We start from the raw sequence: 15,943 nt of genomic DNA on the forward strand, positions 1-15,943 counted from the left end.
ACCGATTGCGCATTCATAAGCGACTTTGGTAAAGACCGCTGAACAGGGCTGCGCTGTCGGACCACTAACGATGGGGAACCGATCATGAAACGCAATTTGTATCTCGCCGCGACCGTCCTCGCGGGCGTTGTCGGCGGCGCTGGCATGGCGCAGGCTCAAGACAAACCCACCATTGCGGTCGTGGCCAAGGTTGGCGGAATACCGTGGTTCAATGCCATGGAAAAGGGCATCGAGGAGATGGGAGACGAACTCGGCGTCGACGCCTACATGATCGGCCCGACCAGCGCCGACCCCGCGCTGCAGGTGCGTGCCGTCGAAGACCTCATCGCTCGCGGCGTGGATGTCATCGGGGTGGTCCCCAATGATCGCGAGGTGCTGGAGCCGGTACTCAAGAAGGCGCGCGACCAGGGCATCATCGTCCTCACTCACGAAAGCCCTGACTCTGAAAATATCGACTACGACTTCGAGATGATCTCTGCCCAGCAATTGGGTGAAGAGCATGCCAAGCTGCTCGCCGACACCACCGGCTGCGAAGGCTCTTATGCCGTCTTTGTCGGCGGACTCAACGTACCGGCCCACAACGCCTGGGCCGATGCTGCGGTGAACTGGCTGGCCGAGCACTGTCCCGACATGAAGCAAGCGGCCGATCGTTTCGGTGTCGCCGAGAGCGTCGACGACAGCCGCAATACCACGCTGGATCTGATTCGCGCCCATCCGGACCTGGCCGGCATCATGTCCTTCGGCAGCCAGGGCACCATTGGTGCCGCCCGAGCCGTCAAGGAGCGAGGTCTGGCCGGGGACATCAAGGTCATGGGTCTGTTCTCCCCCGGCCAGGGTCGCCGTCTGGTTCATGAAGGCGTCATCACCGGCGGCTTCCAGTGGAGTCCGCTGGAAGCCGGCAAGGCCTTCGTCGCACTTGGCGACAAACTCTACGAAGGCGGCGAGATCGCCGATGGCGACGATCTGCCGGTGCTGGGTAAAGTTCATCTCGACGGCCATACCCTCTTCGCTTCCAAGCCGCTGGAGCTGAACGAAAAGACGGTTGACGAGCTGGCCGAACTCGGTCTTTGACGCGGCTGCACAACCATGGCCGCGCGATATCCGCGCAGCCTTTCTTCATCTTGCCTTCCGGGAGAGACAGCGATGGATGACATCGCACTGCGGGCGGAGCACGTCAGCAAGATATTCGGCCAGAGCCGTGTACTCGATGACGTCTCCTTCGAGCTTCGCCGCGGCGAAGTGCTCTGCCTCGCCGGCGAGAACGGCTGCGGCAAAAGCACGTTGATCAAGATACTCAACGGGGTCTACACGCCGGAAGCGGGCGCGGCGTTCTCGTTCGGTAACGCCGACGCCGTGAGCCGCATCACCCCTCACGACGCCCGCTCGCTCGGGATCCATGTCATCTGGCAGGATCTGGCGCTTTTCCCGCATCTGAGCGTTGCCGAGAACATCGTCTTCGACGATTACGTGGCCAGCCCTTTCCGACCACTCTCCCGACGAGCCGCCCGCCAAGAGGCTCTTGCGGTGATCGAACGACTCGGGGTTCCGCTCGACCCCGATAGCCGCGTCGAGGATCTCTCCATCGCGCGACGCCAGTTGGTCGCCATCTGCCGGGTTCTGCGCGCCGGTGCTCGAATCGTGTTCATGGACGAGCCCACGGCATCGCTGACCCGCAACGAAGTGCAGACGCTCCTGGAGATCACGCGTTCGCTCTCGGCGCAGGGAATCTCCATCGTCTTCGTTAGTCATCGGCTGTCGGAGGTATTGGCGGTCTGTCAGCGAGTGACCGTGCTGCGCAACGGTGCCCTGGTCGGTACCTACTCGACCGAGGGCATGACTCAAACTCGGCTGTCGCAACTGATGACCGGCCGCGAACTGATGCTCACTCCACGCCATGCCGCCTGCTCGGGCGACCCCGTGCTCGAACTGCGCGACCTGAGCCGTACCGGCGAGTTCGAGGACGTTTCCCTGACGCTGCATCGCGGCGAGATACTGGGCCTTACCGGGCTACTGGGCGCAGGACGTACAGAGCTCGCCCACGTTTTGTTCGGCATGAACCGCCCCACCGGGGGCGAACTGCTCAAGAACGGCAAGCCGCTCACGCTGCGCTCCAACCGGGATGCGATCCGTAACGGCATCGCCTACGTCTCCGAGGACCGCCTGCGCCTAGGGCTAGTTCAAAACCAGTCGATCAACATGAATACCGCCGTAACGGTACTGGACGAGCTGGAAAAGCCCCGGGGCTTCCTCTCTCCACAACGCCTTCGCGGGCTGACCGCCGATTGGATCCGGCGTCTCGGCACCAAGGTCAGCGACGCCGAACTCGCGGTCTCTTCACTCTCCGGTGGCAACCAGCAGCGGATCGTGCTGGCCAAGTGGCTGGCGACTAAGCCTGACGTGCTGATTCTCGACTGCCCCACGGTGGGCGTCGACGTGGGCGCCAAGGCAGGCATCTTCGAAATCATTCGGCAACTGGCCGACGAGGGCATGTCGATCATTCTCATTTCGGACGAGGCCGGCGAGATATGGATGAACTCAGATCGCGTCGTGGTACTCAAGGCGGGCCGAATCAGCCGGGAACTCACACCGGATGCTACCACCGAGGCATCGCTCGAGGAGATCATCAATGCGTAGATTGCACCTTGGCACCGAGGGCGTGCTGGCCGCGATCATCGTGGCACTTTGTGTCCTCCTCGGGCTGACCACGGATACGTTCCTGACGACGCAGAACCTGTTCGACCTGCTCAACAACCAGTCCGTGAACATGATCTTCGCCGTCGGGCTAGTGGTGGTACTTATCGCCGGCGGCATCGACATCTCGTTCGCGGTGGCGGCGTCGGTGGTGCAGTACGTGGTCATGACGCTATTGATCGATCACATGGGTGGTGGCAGCTGGTTGCTTGGCATCGTGCTGTCGATGACCGTGGGTAGCCTTCTCGGTCTGGTCAATGCCTTCCTGATTCACCGTTTTCGCATCGTCTCGATCATCGTCACCATCGGCACCTTCAACCTCTATTTCGGCCTGCTGATGGTCTTCACCGGCGGAGTCTCGATCTACGATGTACCCGACTGGCTCTACTATTCGGTACCCCTGATCGACCTGCCCGCCTCACGCGGCAGCGCGACACTATATCTTCCTGTCGCGGTGATGGTTGCGATGAGCCTGGCCACCGGATTCATTCTCACCCGGACCGGTTTCGGTCGCGCCATTTACGGTTTCGGCTCAAGCCCCGAAGCGGCCAGACGCTCGGGTGTACGGGTGGGAATGGTCCACGCTTTCGCCTACGGCTGGCTGGGTCTCTGCGCCGGCGTCGCCGGACTGATGCAGGCCCACATCGTGCAGGAGGTGGTCCCCAATGCCCTGATCGGCCAGGAGCTACCGATTCTCGCGGCCGTGGTCCTCGGCGGCGCGACGCTTGGTGGCGGACGCGGCTCGGTGACCGGTGCGCTGCTCGGCGTGCTGCTGCTGGCGGTGGTACAGAACGGGCTCAATCTGCTCGGCGTGACACCCTACGCCTTCCGCATGATCGTCGGCTTCATCATTCTCGTCGCGATCACCTGCAGCAATCTCGACAAGCTGTTGCCCCGTCGCGCGGTTTCCCAGGAGGCAAACTCATGAGCTCCGCATCCGCCCCCCGTCGAGCCTTTCGTCCTGGCGCCGACACTCTCGAAATCGGCATCATGGCGCTGCTGCTCGTGGCGAGTTTCTCGTTCTTCGCATTGATGGCGCCCGGATTCCTGAGCGCGGTCAACGTTCGCTCGATGGCCGTACAGCTACCGGAGCTCGGTCTTCTTTCGCTGGCCATGCTCGTGCCGATCATCTCCGGCGGTCTGAACCTGGCGGTGACGTTCACCGCCAACATCGCGGGGCTGACCACGGCCTGGCTGGTGCAGAACGCCCTCGGTGATGCCGGCGCGCTCGGCATCATTGCGGGTATCGGCGCCGGCCTCGGCGTGGGCAGCGCGGCCGGATTTCTGATCGGCGTCATCGTCGCGAGAGTTGGCGCCCACCCGATTCTGGTCTCGCTGGGCGCGATGATCTTCCTCCAGGGGCTGGGGGAGTTTCTGACCCGAGGCGGCGGCATCTCCGGCATGCCGGCCGGCTTCCAGTGGCTCGGCAGCGGCAGTTTGATCGGTATTCCCATTCCCATGCTGATCTTTCTGCTGACCGCGGGCGGACTCGCCTACTTCATGCAGTTCACCCGTACCGGATTCTCGATCCACATGATCGGCTCCAATTTGCGTGCCACCGAATACTCGGGGATCGACGTGCGGCGGGTGCTGATCGTGCTTTATACCCTCTCCGGGTTGCTGGCCGCGATCGCCGGCATGGTGATGCTGGCGCGTTTCAATTCGGTACGCGTTGGCCATGGCGAAAGCTACCTGCTGATCACGGTCCTGGCCTGTTTTCTCGCCGGCGCCAATCCGTTCGGCGGCTTCGGACGCGTGCTGCCGCTGGTACTGGGTCTGATGAGCCTTCAGGTGATCGCCTCGGGCATGAACCTGATGGGCGCCAGCCAGCACCTTGCCACCGCCGTCTGGGGTGCGTTCCTGATCGTCGTGATGACGCTGCGCATGCCCTTTCTTAAACGCTCTTGAACAGGCCGACCATGACCGATACACATTATTCGTTGGGCGTCGACATCGGCACCGGTAGCGCCCGCGTCGGGGTCTTCGACGACCGCGGTGAACTGCTGGGCGAGGCGAAATCACCGATCGCCATTCATCGTCCTCTCGAACACCATGTCGAACAGAGCACCACCGATATCTGGCGGGCCGTCTGCGACGCCACCCGACGTGCGGTGAGCCAGGCGGACATCAACCCGGCCCTGGTCATGGGCATGTCGGTCAGCGCGACCTGTTCGCTGGTGCTGCTCGATCGCAAGCACGAGCCGTTGACGCTATCGCCTGGCGACGAATCGTGGAACATCATCGTCTGGATGGATCATCGAGCGACGGCCGAGGCGGCAATCTGTACCGCGACTGAGGCAGCCCCACTCGCCAATCTCGGCGGCGTGATGTCGCCGGAAATGCAGATGCCCAAGCTCATGTGGCTCAAGCGAAACCGTCCAGAGCTTTACGGCAGCATCGGTTACGCCGGTGACCTAGGCGACTGGCTGGGCTATCACTGCACCGGAGTCGATCGCCGCTCGGTCTGTACCCTGACCTGCAAGTGGACCTTCGACCCACGCCCGGATCGCGGTTGGGATCGGGAATTTCTCGCCCAGATCGATATGTCGGATGTGCTCGAGCGAGCCGCGCTTCCCGATCGCGCCGCTGCCGTGGGCGAGCCGCTTGGGCGATTGAGCGAGAAGGCTGCGGCCGAGCTCGGACTCACTACCGACTGCCTTTTCGCCGTGGGCATGATCGACGCCTACGCTGGCGCCATGGGCACGCTGGGACGTAGCCTCGACGCGCATTCGGCTCACCGACTGGCGGTGATCGCTGGCACCTCGACCTGTCATATCGGTGCCCAACCGAAACGTCGCGAAGTCCCCGGCGTGTGGGGGCCCTACCCGGACGCCCTGTGCGCCGGATTCGTCGCCAACGAAGGCGGCCAGAGTCTGACCGGCGCGCTGCTGGATCACATCGTTGCTCTGTTCAGCGCAGGCAGCGAGTTTGGCGACGATCCTCACGCGGCACTTTCGGAACTACTGCTGGCGCGGCTTGTGGAAGGCGATCCGGCACCGGGCCTGCACGTTCGCCCGGACTTCATCGGCAATCGTTCGCCGCTGGCCGATCCCGACATTCGTGGCGCCATCGTCGGGCTCACGCTGGAACCGCCGAGAGAAAGCTTCATCAAGGTGTACTGGGCTACGGCAACGGCGCTGGTCTACGGGACCCGCGCCATCATCGAGCGCATGAACGCCAACGGCTATGCCATCGACACGCTCCATCTCAGCGGTGGCCACAATCGTTCGCCGCTGCTGCGCAAGCTCTACGCCGATGGCACCGGCTGTCGCGTGGTGCTGTCGGAAGCGCCGGAACCCGTGCTGCTGGGCGCCGCGGTAGCCGCCATGGCATCTCGGCGGGACGGGGATTTGCTGGCCGTTGCTCGTGAACTTGCGCCCAGCGAAGGTGTGATCGAGCCCGACCCGACGACCAGGGAGCTCCACGAGAGACGCTATGCCGCCTTTCGCGATCTGTTCGGTGGACGCCTGGACTGAGCGCGAGACGAGGCGCCCGCGCCAAGCGTGCGGCGATCACCCCATCGCCGCCACCGGCTTGCGGCGATGGCACGTCTCGGCGTGGTCGTTGACCATGCCCACTGCCTGCATCCAGGCGTAGACGATGACCGGACCGACGAACTTGAAGCCGCGTTTCTTGAGCGCCTTGGAGATATCTACGGAGAGCGGTGTCTGGGTGGGGACCGGCCCATCGCGCTCGAAGTCTCGCTGGATCGGCCGCCCACCGACCATGCCCCACAGGAACTCGGAGAAATCTTCGCCGTTATCACGCATGGCGAGGTATGCCTGGGCGTTGCCGATGGTCGCTTCGATCTTGGATCGCGAGCGGATGATGCCGGCGTTGCCCATCAGCCGTTCGACGTCGTGCTCGTCGTATCGGGCGATCCGCTCGGGATCGAACTCCTCGAAGGCGTCGCGAAAGGCGTCGCGTTTCTTGAGGATGGTGAGCCAGGAAAGCCCTGCCTGAAAGCCGTCCAGGATCAGCTTTTCCCACAGCGCGCGGCTGTCGTACACCGGAACGCCCCACTCCTCGTCGTGATACTCGGCATTCAGCGGGTGGGTCTGAGCCCAGGCACAGCGCGGCAGGTCAGGGATCGGTTCACTCATCATCGGCTCTCGTCACTGTCATGAAATCGTGTCTGATTGTGACGCCCTGCCCCCGGCTCGCCAAATACTAATGAGCCGGCGCCGCTCGAAAGCGGTGCCGGCTGCTTTTTCAGCGCCCCAGAACCGGCGCTATTCGTAGCTCGTAGCTCGTAGCTCGTAGCTCGTAGCTCGTAGCTCGTAGCTCGTAGCTATTTGAGCGTCCCGTGCGGATCGATCACGAATTTCTTGGCCGCGCCGCCGTCGAAATCGGCGTAACCCTGCGGCGCCTCGTCGAGCGAGATGGTCTGCACGTTCACCGCCTTGCCGATCTGTACTCTGTCGTGAAGGATCGCCTGCATCAGCTGACGCTGATAGCGCATGGCCGGGGTCTGGCCGGTGTGGAACGACATCGCCTTGGCCCAGCCGAGACCGAACTTCATCGAGAGATTGCCATGTTTGGCATCTTCGCTATCCGCGCCGGGATCTTCGGTGACGTAAAGCCCGGGAATACCAACTCGTCCGCCGGCCTGGGTGATTTCCATGACGGCATTGAGCACGGTCGCCGGCTGCTCATGCGCGTGGTTGTGGCCATGGCAGTTGGCCTCGAAGCCCACCGCGTCCACCGCGGCATCGACTTCCGGGACGCCCAGCACCGACTCGATCAGCTCCGACATGCTGGCATCCTGCTTGAGATCAAGCCCTTCACAACCGAAGCTGCGAGCCTGATCGAGGCGTTTGTCGTTCATGTCGCCGACGATCACGCAGGCCGCGCCCAGCAGCTGTGCGGAAACTGCCGCCGCCAGCCCCACCGGACCCGCGCCGGCGATATAGACCGTCGAACCCGGCTGGACACCGGCAGTCACACAGCCGTGGAAGCCGGTGGGGAAGATATCCGAGAGCATGGTCAGATCGAGGATTTTCTCCATCGCCTGATCCTTGTCGGGAAAGACCAGCAACTGGAAATCGGCGTAGGGCACCATCACGTATTCGGCCTGCCCCCCGACCCAGCCGCCCATGTCGACATAGCCGTAGGCGCCGCCGGCGCGATCACCGTTGACGTGCAGGCAGATGTGGGTGTCGCCACGTTTGCAGTTGCGGCAGCGCCCGCAGGCAACGTTGAACGGCACCGAAACGATGTCGCCCTGCTTGATGAATTCGACATCACGGCCGCACTCGATTACTTCGCCGGTAATCTCGTGGCCCAGTACCAGCCCTTCCGGTGCCGTGGTTCGGCCACGCACCATGTGCTGGTCGCTGCCGCAGATATTGGTGGTCAGAATCTTGAGGATGACGCCGTGATGGCACTGGCGGCTGCCGAGCGCCAGTTCGGGAAAGGGAATGCTTTCGACGGCGACCTTGCCGGCACCGCGAAAAACGACGCCTCGGTTGGCGGGTGAAGACATGGCGTGAACTCCTGGGTCTGATCTCGGAATGCCTTGTGTCGTGCCGCTCTGGCGACGACATCGAATGAAGGCGCGAAACCAGACTAGGAGTTACCTCGACGGTGGAACGGTCTCGTCACGCCACCGAGTGACGCTGCGACGACAGCCGCCAGGTCCAAAGGTCTAACACTTGCAGCTCTTTGCCCGTAGCTCGTAGCTCGTAGCTCGTAGCTCGTAGCTCAGAAATCGATAACGACTTTGCCCCGCGGCTTCGAGCAGCACGACAGGATGAATCCTTCGGCTTCGTCCTCTTCGGTGATGCCGCCGTTGTGCTCCATCTCGACCTCGCCTTCCAGCTTCATCACCCGGCAGGTGCCGCAGATCCCCATCCCGCAGGCCTTGGGAATATGCAGGCCAAGCTTAGCGGCGGCCGAATGAATGGTGTCATTCTCGCTGACGCGGATACTTTTGCCGCTCCCGGTGAACTCGACCGGTACCAGGTCGGCGGTATCCACCTCTTCGGCATCGGCTTCGGCCTGCTCGGCGAGTTCCAGCACATCCTCCTGAACGCTCAGAGGCGTCGCCCCGAAGGACTCCTGGTGATAGCGCGACATGTCGAAACCGTCTTCCAGCAGCACCTGGCGGATCGCGTTCATGAAGGGCGCGGGGCCGCAGCAGAACACTTCTCGATCCAGATAGTCGGCTGCCATCAGCGTCAGCATCTGACGTGTCAGGTAGCCGCGGAACCCGGACCAGGCCTGGCTGAGCTCGTCACTGCGCTCGCAGACGATATGCAGCCGGAACTCCGGCAGCCGCGAGAACATGTGCACCAGCTCGCGGTGATAGATGATGTCGTTGGGCGCCTGGGCGCAGTGGATGAACTCCAGGTCAACGGCGGCGTTGGTATCGAAGAACCAGCGCGTCATCGACATCAGCGGCGTGATACCGACGCCGCCCGAGAGCATCAGCACCTTTTCCGCCGGATGATCGATGACGTTGAAATCGCCCACCGGCCCATGCACGACCATCGGCTCACCGACCTTGAGGTTGTCGTGGAGCCAGTTGGAGACCCGGCCGCCGGGCAGGCGTTTGACGGTGATCGAGAAACTGTAGGGAATCGACGGCGAGCTCGAGATCGTATAGGACCGCATCACCGGCTGCCCGGCGATCTCCAGCTCCAGCGTGACGAACTGCCCCGGCTTGAAGAAGAACATCACCGGCTGGTCGGCCATGAAACAGAACGTCCGCACGTTCCAGGTTTCCTGAATGACCTTGACGCATCGCACCTGATGCCGGCCGTTGGTCCAGGTTTGCGTATTGACCGGATTGAAGAATTCCATCGCCACCGCGCTCGATCAGGGAAATGGCCTCGGCGAACTGATATCGCCCCGCGCCGCCGTTTCCAGTGAATGACTCTCATGAGCGGATTCTGGACACGCCCGCGCTGATCGACTTGCCCGTTAACGACACGGGCATGCCAACCGTACCCAAAGCGATGATAATCGGTCGGCGCGCACCCGCTTATCTGCTGCGCTGACGCCCCCGATGGCGCGCGCTTCACTCGCCGGTTCCTTCGTCGATTTTCAGAGCGATGCCCGCGATTTTTACCTGTCGGTCGCCCTCGACGCGACGAATGTCGCAGGCGGACAATTTCATCGCCAGCACCTGGGCGACACTTCTCTCGAGGGACAGCTCGAAGGATGAAGTCGCCGCCACTGTCACACGTCAATGATCCGATCGCTCCCGCCGCCATGCGGAGGCGACGCTACACCCCGATGAGGATGCGTTCATGTCTGCACTTCCACGCGACAGCCTGGAGGATTCGCTCGCCGATACCCGTCAAGCCGTGGCCGACATGCTGGACCAGCGAAACCCCCACTTCTCGCTGCCACAGCCGTTCTACAATGATTCGCGTCTGTTCGCACTGGACATGCAGCACGTGTTCGAAAAGCAGTGGCTGTTCGCCGGCATGAGCTGCGAAATTCCTGCCAAGGGCAACTTCTTCAAGGTCGAAATCGGCAGCAACTCGATCATCGTGGTCCGCGGCGCCGAAAATCGCATTCAGGCGTTCCACAATGTCTGCCGTCATCGCGGATCGCGGCTATGTCTCAAGGACAAGGGCAAGGTCGCCAAGCTGGTCTGCCCCTATCACCAGTGGACCTACGAGCTGGACGGTCGGCTGCTGTTTGCCGGCAGCGACATGGGCACCGAGTTCGACATGAGCGCCTACGGCCTCAAGCCGGTGGCAGTGAAGAGCGCCGGTGGTTTCGTGTTCATCAATCTGAGCGACGACCCGGAGCCGATCGACGACTTTCTGGTCTCGCTCGAGCACTATCTCTCGCCCTACGAGATGGACAACGTCAAGGTCGCGGTGGAGTCGAACATCGTCGAGCGCGCCAACTGGAAGCTGGTGATCGAGAACAACCGCGAGTGCTATCACTGCAACGGCGCCCACCCCGAACTGCTCAACTCGCTGATCGAATTCGACGATACCGACGATCCGCGCTCCACCGGCGAATATCGCGATCTGGTCGCCCGCAAGCAGGCCGACTGGACCGCCTGCGAAGTGCCGTGGCAGCTGGCCCGCTTCGGCAAGCGCAACCGCCTCACCCGCACGCCGCTGATCGACGGCATCGTCTCCATGACCATGGACGGCAAGCCCGGCTGCAACAAGCTGATGGGCCACATGCCCAACGCCGACATGGGCTCGCTGCGCATCCTGCATCTGCCCAATTCGTGGAACCACTTCATGGGCGACCACGCCGTGGTCTTTCGCGTGCTGCCGCTAGGCCCGCAGGAGACGCTGGTCACCACCAAATGGCTGGTCCACAAGGATGCCGTCGAAGGTGTCGACTACGATCCCGAGCGGTTGCGCCAGGTCTGGGATGCCACCAATGACCAGGACCGTCGTCTGGCCGAGGAGAACCAGCTCGGCATCAACTCGCTCGCCTACCAGCCCGGCCCCTACTCGACGACCTACGAATTCGGCGTGATCGACTTCGTCGACTGGTACAGCGAGACGTTGAGGGCCAACCTCGGAGTCGATCAGCCCGCAACGCTGCAGGTCGCCGCCCGGTAACACTCACGCGGTAACCATCCTCCGGCCGACGAGCCATCCGATCAGCGATAACGAAAAAGGCGCCCCGCTTCGGGAGCGCCTTTTCCTGTTTCGGCCCGTGTTTCTGCGTCTCAGAACTCGACCGTCGCCGACAGCTTGAGCGTCCGTGGCTCGCCTTGAACCAGTGTCTGATTGCCCGTCGTTGCGGCCGATTCCCAGTAATCCTCGTCGGTGACGTTATCCACACCCGCGCGCCAGATCAGGCTGGCCTCGTTGAGCGGCATGGTGTAGCGGAAACCCAGATCGAGACGATTCCAGGGATCGACTTGGAGGTTGTTGGCGTCGTCGACGTACTGCGAGCCGGTCCGAATGATTCGGCCGGTCGCCGTCAGCCGGTCCATGTGCGGGATATCCCACTCACCGCCCAGCACATAGCGATAGGTCGGCACGCCCGGCGCGTCGTTGCCATCGTTTTCGCCATTGGTGGTATTGCGGAGTTCCGGGTCCATGAAGGTCGCACTCGCCAACACGCGCACGCCATCCAGCGGCACGCCGTAGCCACTCAACTCGATGCCGCGGTTGCGCTGCTCGCCGTTGTAGCCGGCCGTATTGTCCTGGATGCTGACCTGCGGCTGTTCGATCTGGAACAGGCTGATACCACCGCCGAGCTTGCCGTAATCGAACTTGGCGCCGATCTCGTCCTGCTTGGAGCGCACGATGCCGAGAATTTCGCCAGCGTTGCTGGCCAGCGCACCCCCGATTTTCGCCGGTGCTGACTCGCCCTGCTGAAGGGCCTCGATATGATTGGCGTAAAGCGAAATGGCGGCGGTCGGCTTGTAGACGATCCCGTAGACAGGCGTCACGCGCGACTCGCTAAAACGGCTATCGCGGGCCCCCGTGTTGCCGTCGTAGTTGTTGACCTCGATCTCTTGATATCGACCGCCCAGCGTCAGCAACACACGATCATCGAAGAAACCTAGCGTGTCCGACAGAGAAACGCCGTTGTTATAGGTACGCCCGGTCGTCGTGGGGTCGCTCAAATCGCCGCTGGGATAGTTGGGCTCACGCACGGGAACATCGGCCGGATCGTAGATGTTGGTCGGCGCCCCGGTGAAGATGCCATCGAACGCCACGTCTTTCCGGAAGTAGACGCTGGAATAACCCAGATTCAACTGATGCGAAACGGGGCCGGTATCCAGTTGCCCGCGCAGCCCGACCTGACTGGCGAAGGTCTCCGACTGATAAGCCGTATCGAGCTGTGAAACCGTGGCATCGCCATCGTCGTTAATGACGCTCGGTGACCCGGCCAGACTCCGTTCATGCGTGCGATTACCGCCGATGGCCGCATAGCCGGTCCAGGCGTCGCTGAAGTCATACTCACCGCGCAGCATGGCGAAATTGGTTTCCAGGCTCGCGCGATTCCAGCTCGGCGTGTAATTGCTGTCGGCATCGGGCACCGAGGGCACGGAATCACCCGTGTAGTTGGTCAGGTTCACGTTCAGCCGCCCGCCATCGATGACCGATTTCTGGTGACCGACATCCAGCGATGCCCGAGCGCGATCGCCGCGATAGTCGAGCCCAACGATCGCCGAGGTATTCTTGCGACTCTCGTCATCGATAGCCGTGTCCCCACGCCCGCGATTGACGCTGGCCCGCACCCCGTACTCATTCTGGGCGCCGAAGCGTCGTCCGACATCGAGCTGCGTCTCGCCGTAGCTGTCGGAGCGATACCCGGTGCCGACCCGCGTGATCGGCTCGTCGGTCGCCCGCTTGGGTTCGATGTTGACCGCGCCCCCGACACCGGTTCCCCCCGCCGGCACGCCGTTGGCGAAGGCACTCGACCCTTTGAACAGCTCGACCCGCCCCATCATGCTGGTGTTGATCAACTGGCGCGGCAGTACCCCGTAGAGCCCGCCGTAGGAAATATCGTCACCGTAGAGATCGAAGCCACGAACCTTGAACGATTCCGAGTAGTTGCCAAAGCCTCTGCCGACCGTCACCGAGGCGTCGTTCTGCAGCACGTCGCCCAGCGTATCCGACTGCTGGTTCTCGATCAGATCGCGGGTATAGCTGATGACGTTGAACGGCACATCCATCGTGTCCTGCTCGCCCAGAACGCCGATCCGTCCGCCAGCAGCGACCTGCCCGCCCGCATAAGCCGGCGGCGGTGTATCGCCTTGGGTCAGGATCGCCTGGCTGGTCACGGTGACCGTCTCGAGAGACTGACTCTCGCCGGAAGCATTTTGCGCCCAGCTCGCATTGATGAAAGGCGGTGCGCCCATCGTCACCGCAACAAAAGCCAACCTGCCGAAGAGACGTCTGTTCTCGGGAGACGCGATACCTGAGTTCATTAACCTTGGACCTGTCGATATGGGGCGGGCGGAGTAAAAAGCGGGCCCATTCTATAGCGTCCCGAGATCAATATGAATAGAAACGAGAATCATTATTGAATTGCGCATGACGCCAGATGTCGAAAGCCAGGCGCCATCCAACAAAAGCCCGGCATTGGCCGGGCTTCTGTTCATGGCAGAGGTTCAGTGCAGAAATTGTTTACCAGCGGTATTTCAGACTGCCGATGACGCTGCGTGACTCGCCGTAATAGCACCAGTAGTCACAACCGCTGACGTACTCTTTATCCGTCAGATTGGTGACGTTGACCTGCGCGGTCCAGTGCGAATCGATGTCGTAGCTCGCCATCGCGTCATAAACGGTATAGGCCGCCACTTTTGTGTCGCTGTACTGAGGCGAGTCCACACTGGTACCGATGTAACGCGCCCCGGCACCCAGGCCCAGTCCATCCAGCGCACCCCGCGTGAAATCATAGTCCAGCCATAGCGACGCCTGATGACGCGGTATCAGCCCGGCCCGAAGTTCCTTCTGGGTATCGCTGACATCCAACGTCACATCGGTGTAGGTGTACGCTGCGGTAACCTGGAGATTGTCGGTTACGTAACCCACGCCTTCCAGCTCGAAACCGCGCGAATGGCGCTCTCCACCTTGGTTACTGGAAGCGCCGCCGCTGGGAAAGAGCGTGTCGCTCTCTTTCAAGTCGAAAACAGCGGCCGTCACGTATCCATCCAGCCAATTCGGCGCGTACTTCAGCCCTAGCTCCCACTGTTTGCCTTCGCTGGGCTGGTAAGCATCTCCGTCGAGATCGTTGCCGATATTGGGTGTGAACGATTCGCTGTAGCTCAGGTATGGCGAGAGGCCGTAATCACCGAGGTACATGACGCCGCCGGTATAGGACATCTGGGTGTCGTCGTAGCTCTGATCGTCGCCGCCATCCTGCTTGTTGGTCACGTCGACGCTATCATGGCGCGCACCCGCCAGCAGAATCCAGCGATCGTACAGGCGTAACTGATCCTGGACGTAAACGCCGATCTGCTCCTTGCCCTGATCGTAGTAGGCCGAATTGCCAGGTACACCTGCGCCGCTATCCCGTGGATCAAAGATATCGATCTGGTCGTAGGCAAAGTTATCACGACTGAGATAGTCGGCATCCAGGTGCTGATAATCCAGCCCCACCAACAGCGTGTTCTCGGTATTGTCGGTGTACCAGGTGCCGATCATGCGGTTATCGACGGTGAAAGCGTCATAGCTGCCGTCGCGGTAGGTCAGACCCCGCTGAGCGTTACGATCATCGAGCATGTACGAGGGATAAGCCGTACGCAGAAAGAGATCCAGGGACGCGAACCGTGCGTTCTGCTGAAATTTCCAGGTATCGTCGAAGGTATGTTCGAGTTCGTAGCCGACGGCAATCTGCTCATGCTCGAGCCTGTCGTTGTCGTTGTCGCCCAGGTCGGTATCACGGTTCACCTTGCCGAACAGCGTATCGTCGACGGAACCGTAAGGGAGATAGAACACGTTGGCGGGCGTGCCGTGATCGCGTTGGTAGCTGGCGAGCAGCGTCAGCGTCGTTCGATCGGAAAGATCCACCGCCAGGCTCGGCGCGAAGTAGACCCGTTCGTTATCGGTGCCGTCGAGCTCGCCATCCTGGTCCCGGAATAGACCGACGAAACGATAGCGCACGTCACCGCTGTCGGTGACAGGCCCAGACGTGTCGATGCCGACCTGATGATGCCCCTTGTTGCCGGCCTGGATCTCGAACAACCCCTGAGTGTCTTCGGTCGGGCGCTTGCTGACGGCGTTGATGATGCCACCGGGAGGCGCCTCACCGTAGAGAATCGACGCCGGCCCTTTCAGGAAATCGACCCGTTCTAGACCGAAAGGCTCGGTTTTCCACCACAGGTAACCCGCCTCGCGAAACAGGCGCAAGCCATCCTGATAGGTCGAATCCTCACCCGAGAACCCTCGAAAGAAAAACCAGTCCGCCTTGGCATCATTGCCATACGGCGCCGATAGCGCACCGGCGCGGTAACGCAACACATGGTCGTATCGATTGACCGCCCGCTTTTCCAGCTCCGTGTCATTGACGACGGAAGTGGCACGCGGCGTCTCCAGCAGTGGCGTATCGACCTTGAGTGCCGTTCCCGTGACCACTACCGTGTCATTGGTCACGCTGGCATCCTGCGCCGTGGCCGCCGCCGCATAGACAGACAGCAACGCACCGCTCATGGCGGCTAGAGTGTTCCCTGGTTTCATCGGATCGAATGCCCGTTGTATGGCGTTGTAGGAGCCGGCAGCGAGCTGCCGGATATTGTTCTGAGGGTAATTCTAAATGACAATCAGTCTTATGTGTATTAACGATTAGCGTGCGATCGCCAGCGCTG

General features: G+C 61.9%; 12 protein-coding genes. 6 read left to right on the forward strand and 6 right to left on the reverse strand.

Annotated elements, in window-relative coordinates; genetic code table 11:
- The first annotated feature begins 84 nt into the window (after positions 1-84).
- The 5 genes from DOM58_RS06565 to DOM58_RS06585 all read left to right on the forward strand — a co-directional run bounded on the left by DOM58_RS06565 (position 85) and on the right by DOM58_RS06585 (position 6,167).
- Positions 85-1,071 carry a substrate-binding domain-containing protein gene (locus DOM58_RS06565; RefSeq protein ID WP_110692226.1) on the forward strand — a complete coding sequence of 329 codons (987 nt, stop codon included), beginning with the start codon at positions 85-87 and terminating at the stop codon, positions 1,069-1,071.
- A 72-nt stretch (positions 1,072-1,143) separates the two neighbouring features.
- Complete coding sequence (locus DOM58_RS06570; RefSeq protein ID WP_223162139.1) at positions 1,144-2,634, forward strand: sugar ABC transporter ATP-binding protein; 1,491 nt, start codon at positions 1,144-1,146, stop codon at positions 2,632-2,634.
- A complete protein-coding gene (locus DOM58_RS06575) occupies positions 2,627-3,619 on the forward strand; it encodes an ABC transporter permease (RefSeq protein ID WP_110692228.1) in 993 nt (330 codons plus the stop codon). The genes DOM58_RS06570 and DOM58_RS06575 overlap by 8 nt, the downstream gene beginning before the upstream one ends.
- The gene (locus tag DOM58_RS06580; RefSeq protein ID WP_223162140.1) at positions 3,616-4,599 is read left to right on the forward strand and encodes an ABC transporter permease; all 984 of its coding nucleotides are present in this window, start codon (positions 3,616-3,618) and stop codon (positions 4,597-4,599) included. The genes DOM58_RS06575 and DOM58_RS06580 overlap by 4 nt, the downstream gene beginning before the upstream one ends.
- An 11-nt stretch (positions 4,600-4,610) precedes the next feature.
- A complete protein-coding gene (locus DOM58_RS06585; RefSeq protein ID WP_110692229.1) occupies positions 4,611-6,167 on the forward strand; it encodes an FGGY-family carbohydrate kinase in 1,557 nt (518 codons plus the stop codon).
- Positions 6,168-6,203: 36 nt separating this feature from the next.
- On the opposite strand, the gene DOM58_RS06590 is transcribed toward DOM58_RS06585, so the two are convergent.
- The 4 genes from DOM58_RS06590 to DOM58_RS17460 all read right to left on the reverse strand — a co-directional run bounded on the left by DOM58_RS06590 (position 6,204) and on the right by DOM58_RS17460 (position 9,877).
- A complete protein-coding gene (locus DOM58_RS06590; protein ID WP_110692351.1) occupies positions 6,204-6,794 on the reverse strand; it encodes a DNA-3-methyladenine glycosylase I in 591 nt (196 codons plus the stop codon).
- Between the two features lie 188 nt (positions 6,795-6,982).
- Entirely contained in the window at positions 6,983-8,176 is a 1,194-nt protein-coding gene (fdhA, locus tag DOM58_RS06595) for a formaldehyde dehydrogenase, glutathione-independent (RefSeq protein WP_110692230.1), read from the reverse strand.
- Positions 8,177-8,394: 218 nt separating this feature from the next.
- Complete coding sequence (locus DOM58_RS06600) at positions 8,395-9,495, reverse strand: FAD-binding oxidoreductase (RefSeq protein ID WP_425353388.1); 1,101 nt, start codon at positions 9,493-9,495, stop codon at positions 8,395-8,397.
- Between the two features lie 217 nt (positions 9,496-9,712).
- Positions 9,713-9,877, reverse strand: coding sequence for a hypothetical protein (locus tag DOM58_RS17460; RefSeq protein ID WP_223162141.1), 165 nt, complete (start codon positions 9,875-9,877; stop codon positions 9,713-9,715).
- Positions 9,878-9,944: 67 nt separating this feature from the next.
- Between DOM58_RS17460 and DOM58_RS06605 the strand changes: the two genes are divergently transcribed.
- Positions 9,945-11,234, forward strand: a complete 1,290-nt coding sequence (locus DOM58_RS06605; RefSeq protein ID WP_110692231.1) for an aromatic ring-hydroxylating oxygenase subunit alpha — start codon at positions 9,945-9,947, stop codon at positions 11,232-11,234.
- Between the two features lie 110 nt (positions 11,235-11,344).
- Here DOM58_RS06605 and DOM58_RS06610 read toward each other — a convergent pair whose 3' ends face one another.
- Together DOM58_RS06610 and DOM58_RS06615 are read right to left on the reverse strand one after the other, a co-directional pair.
- Positions 11,345-13,495 (reverse strand): TonB-dependent receptor, encoded by a 2,151-nt coding sequence (locus tag DOM58_RS06610; protein WP_110692232.1) that lies wholly within the window; start codon positions 13,493-13,495, stop codon positions 11,345-11,347.
- A 268-nt stretch (positions 13,496-13,763) separates the two neighbouring features.
- Positions 13,764-15,788 (reverse strand): TonB-dependent siderophore receptor, encoded by a 2,025-nt coding sequence (locus tag DOM58_RS06615; protein ID WP_110692233.1) that lies wholly within the window; start codon positions 15,786-15,788, stop codon positions 13,764-13,766.
- Positions 15,789-15,943 lie beyond the last annotated feature (155 nt).

The organism is Salinicola halophyticus, assembly GCF_003206695.1.
Classification (GTDB): domain Bacteria; phylum Pseudomonadota; class Gammaproteobacteria; order Pseudomonadales; family Halomonadaceae; genus Salinicola; species Salinicola halophyticus.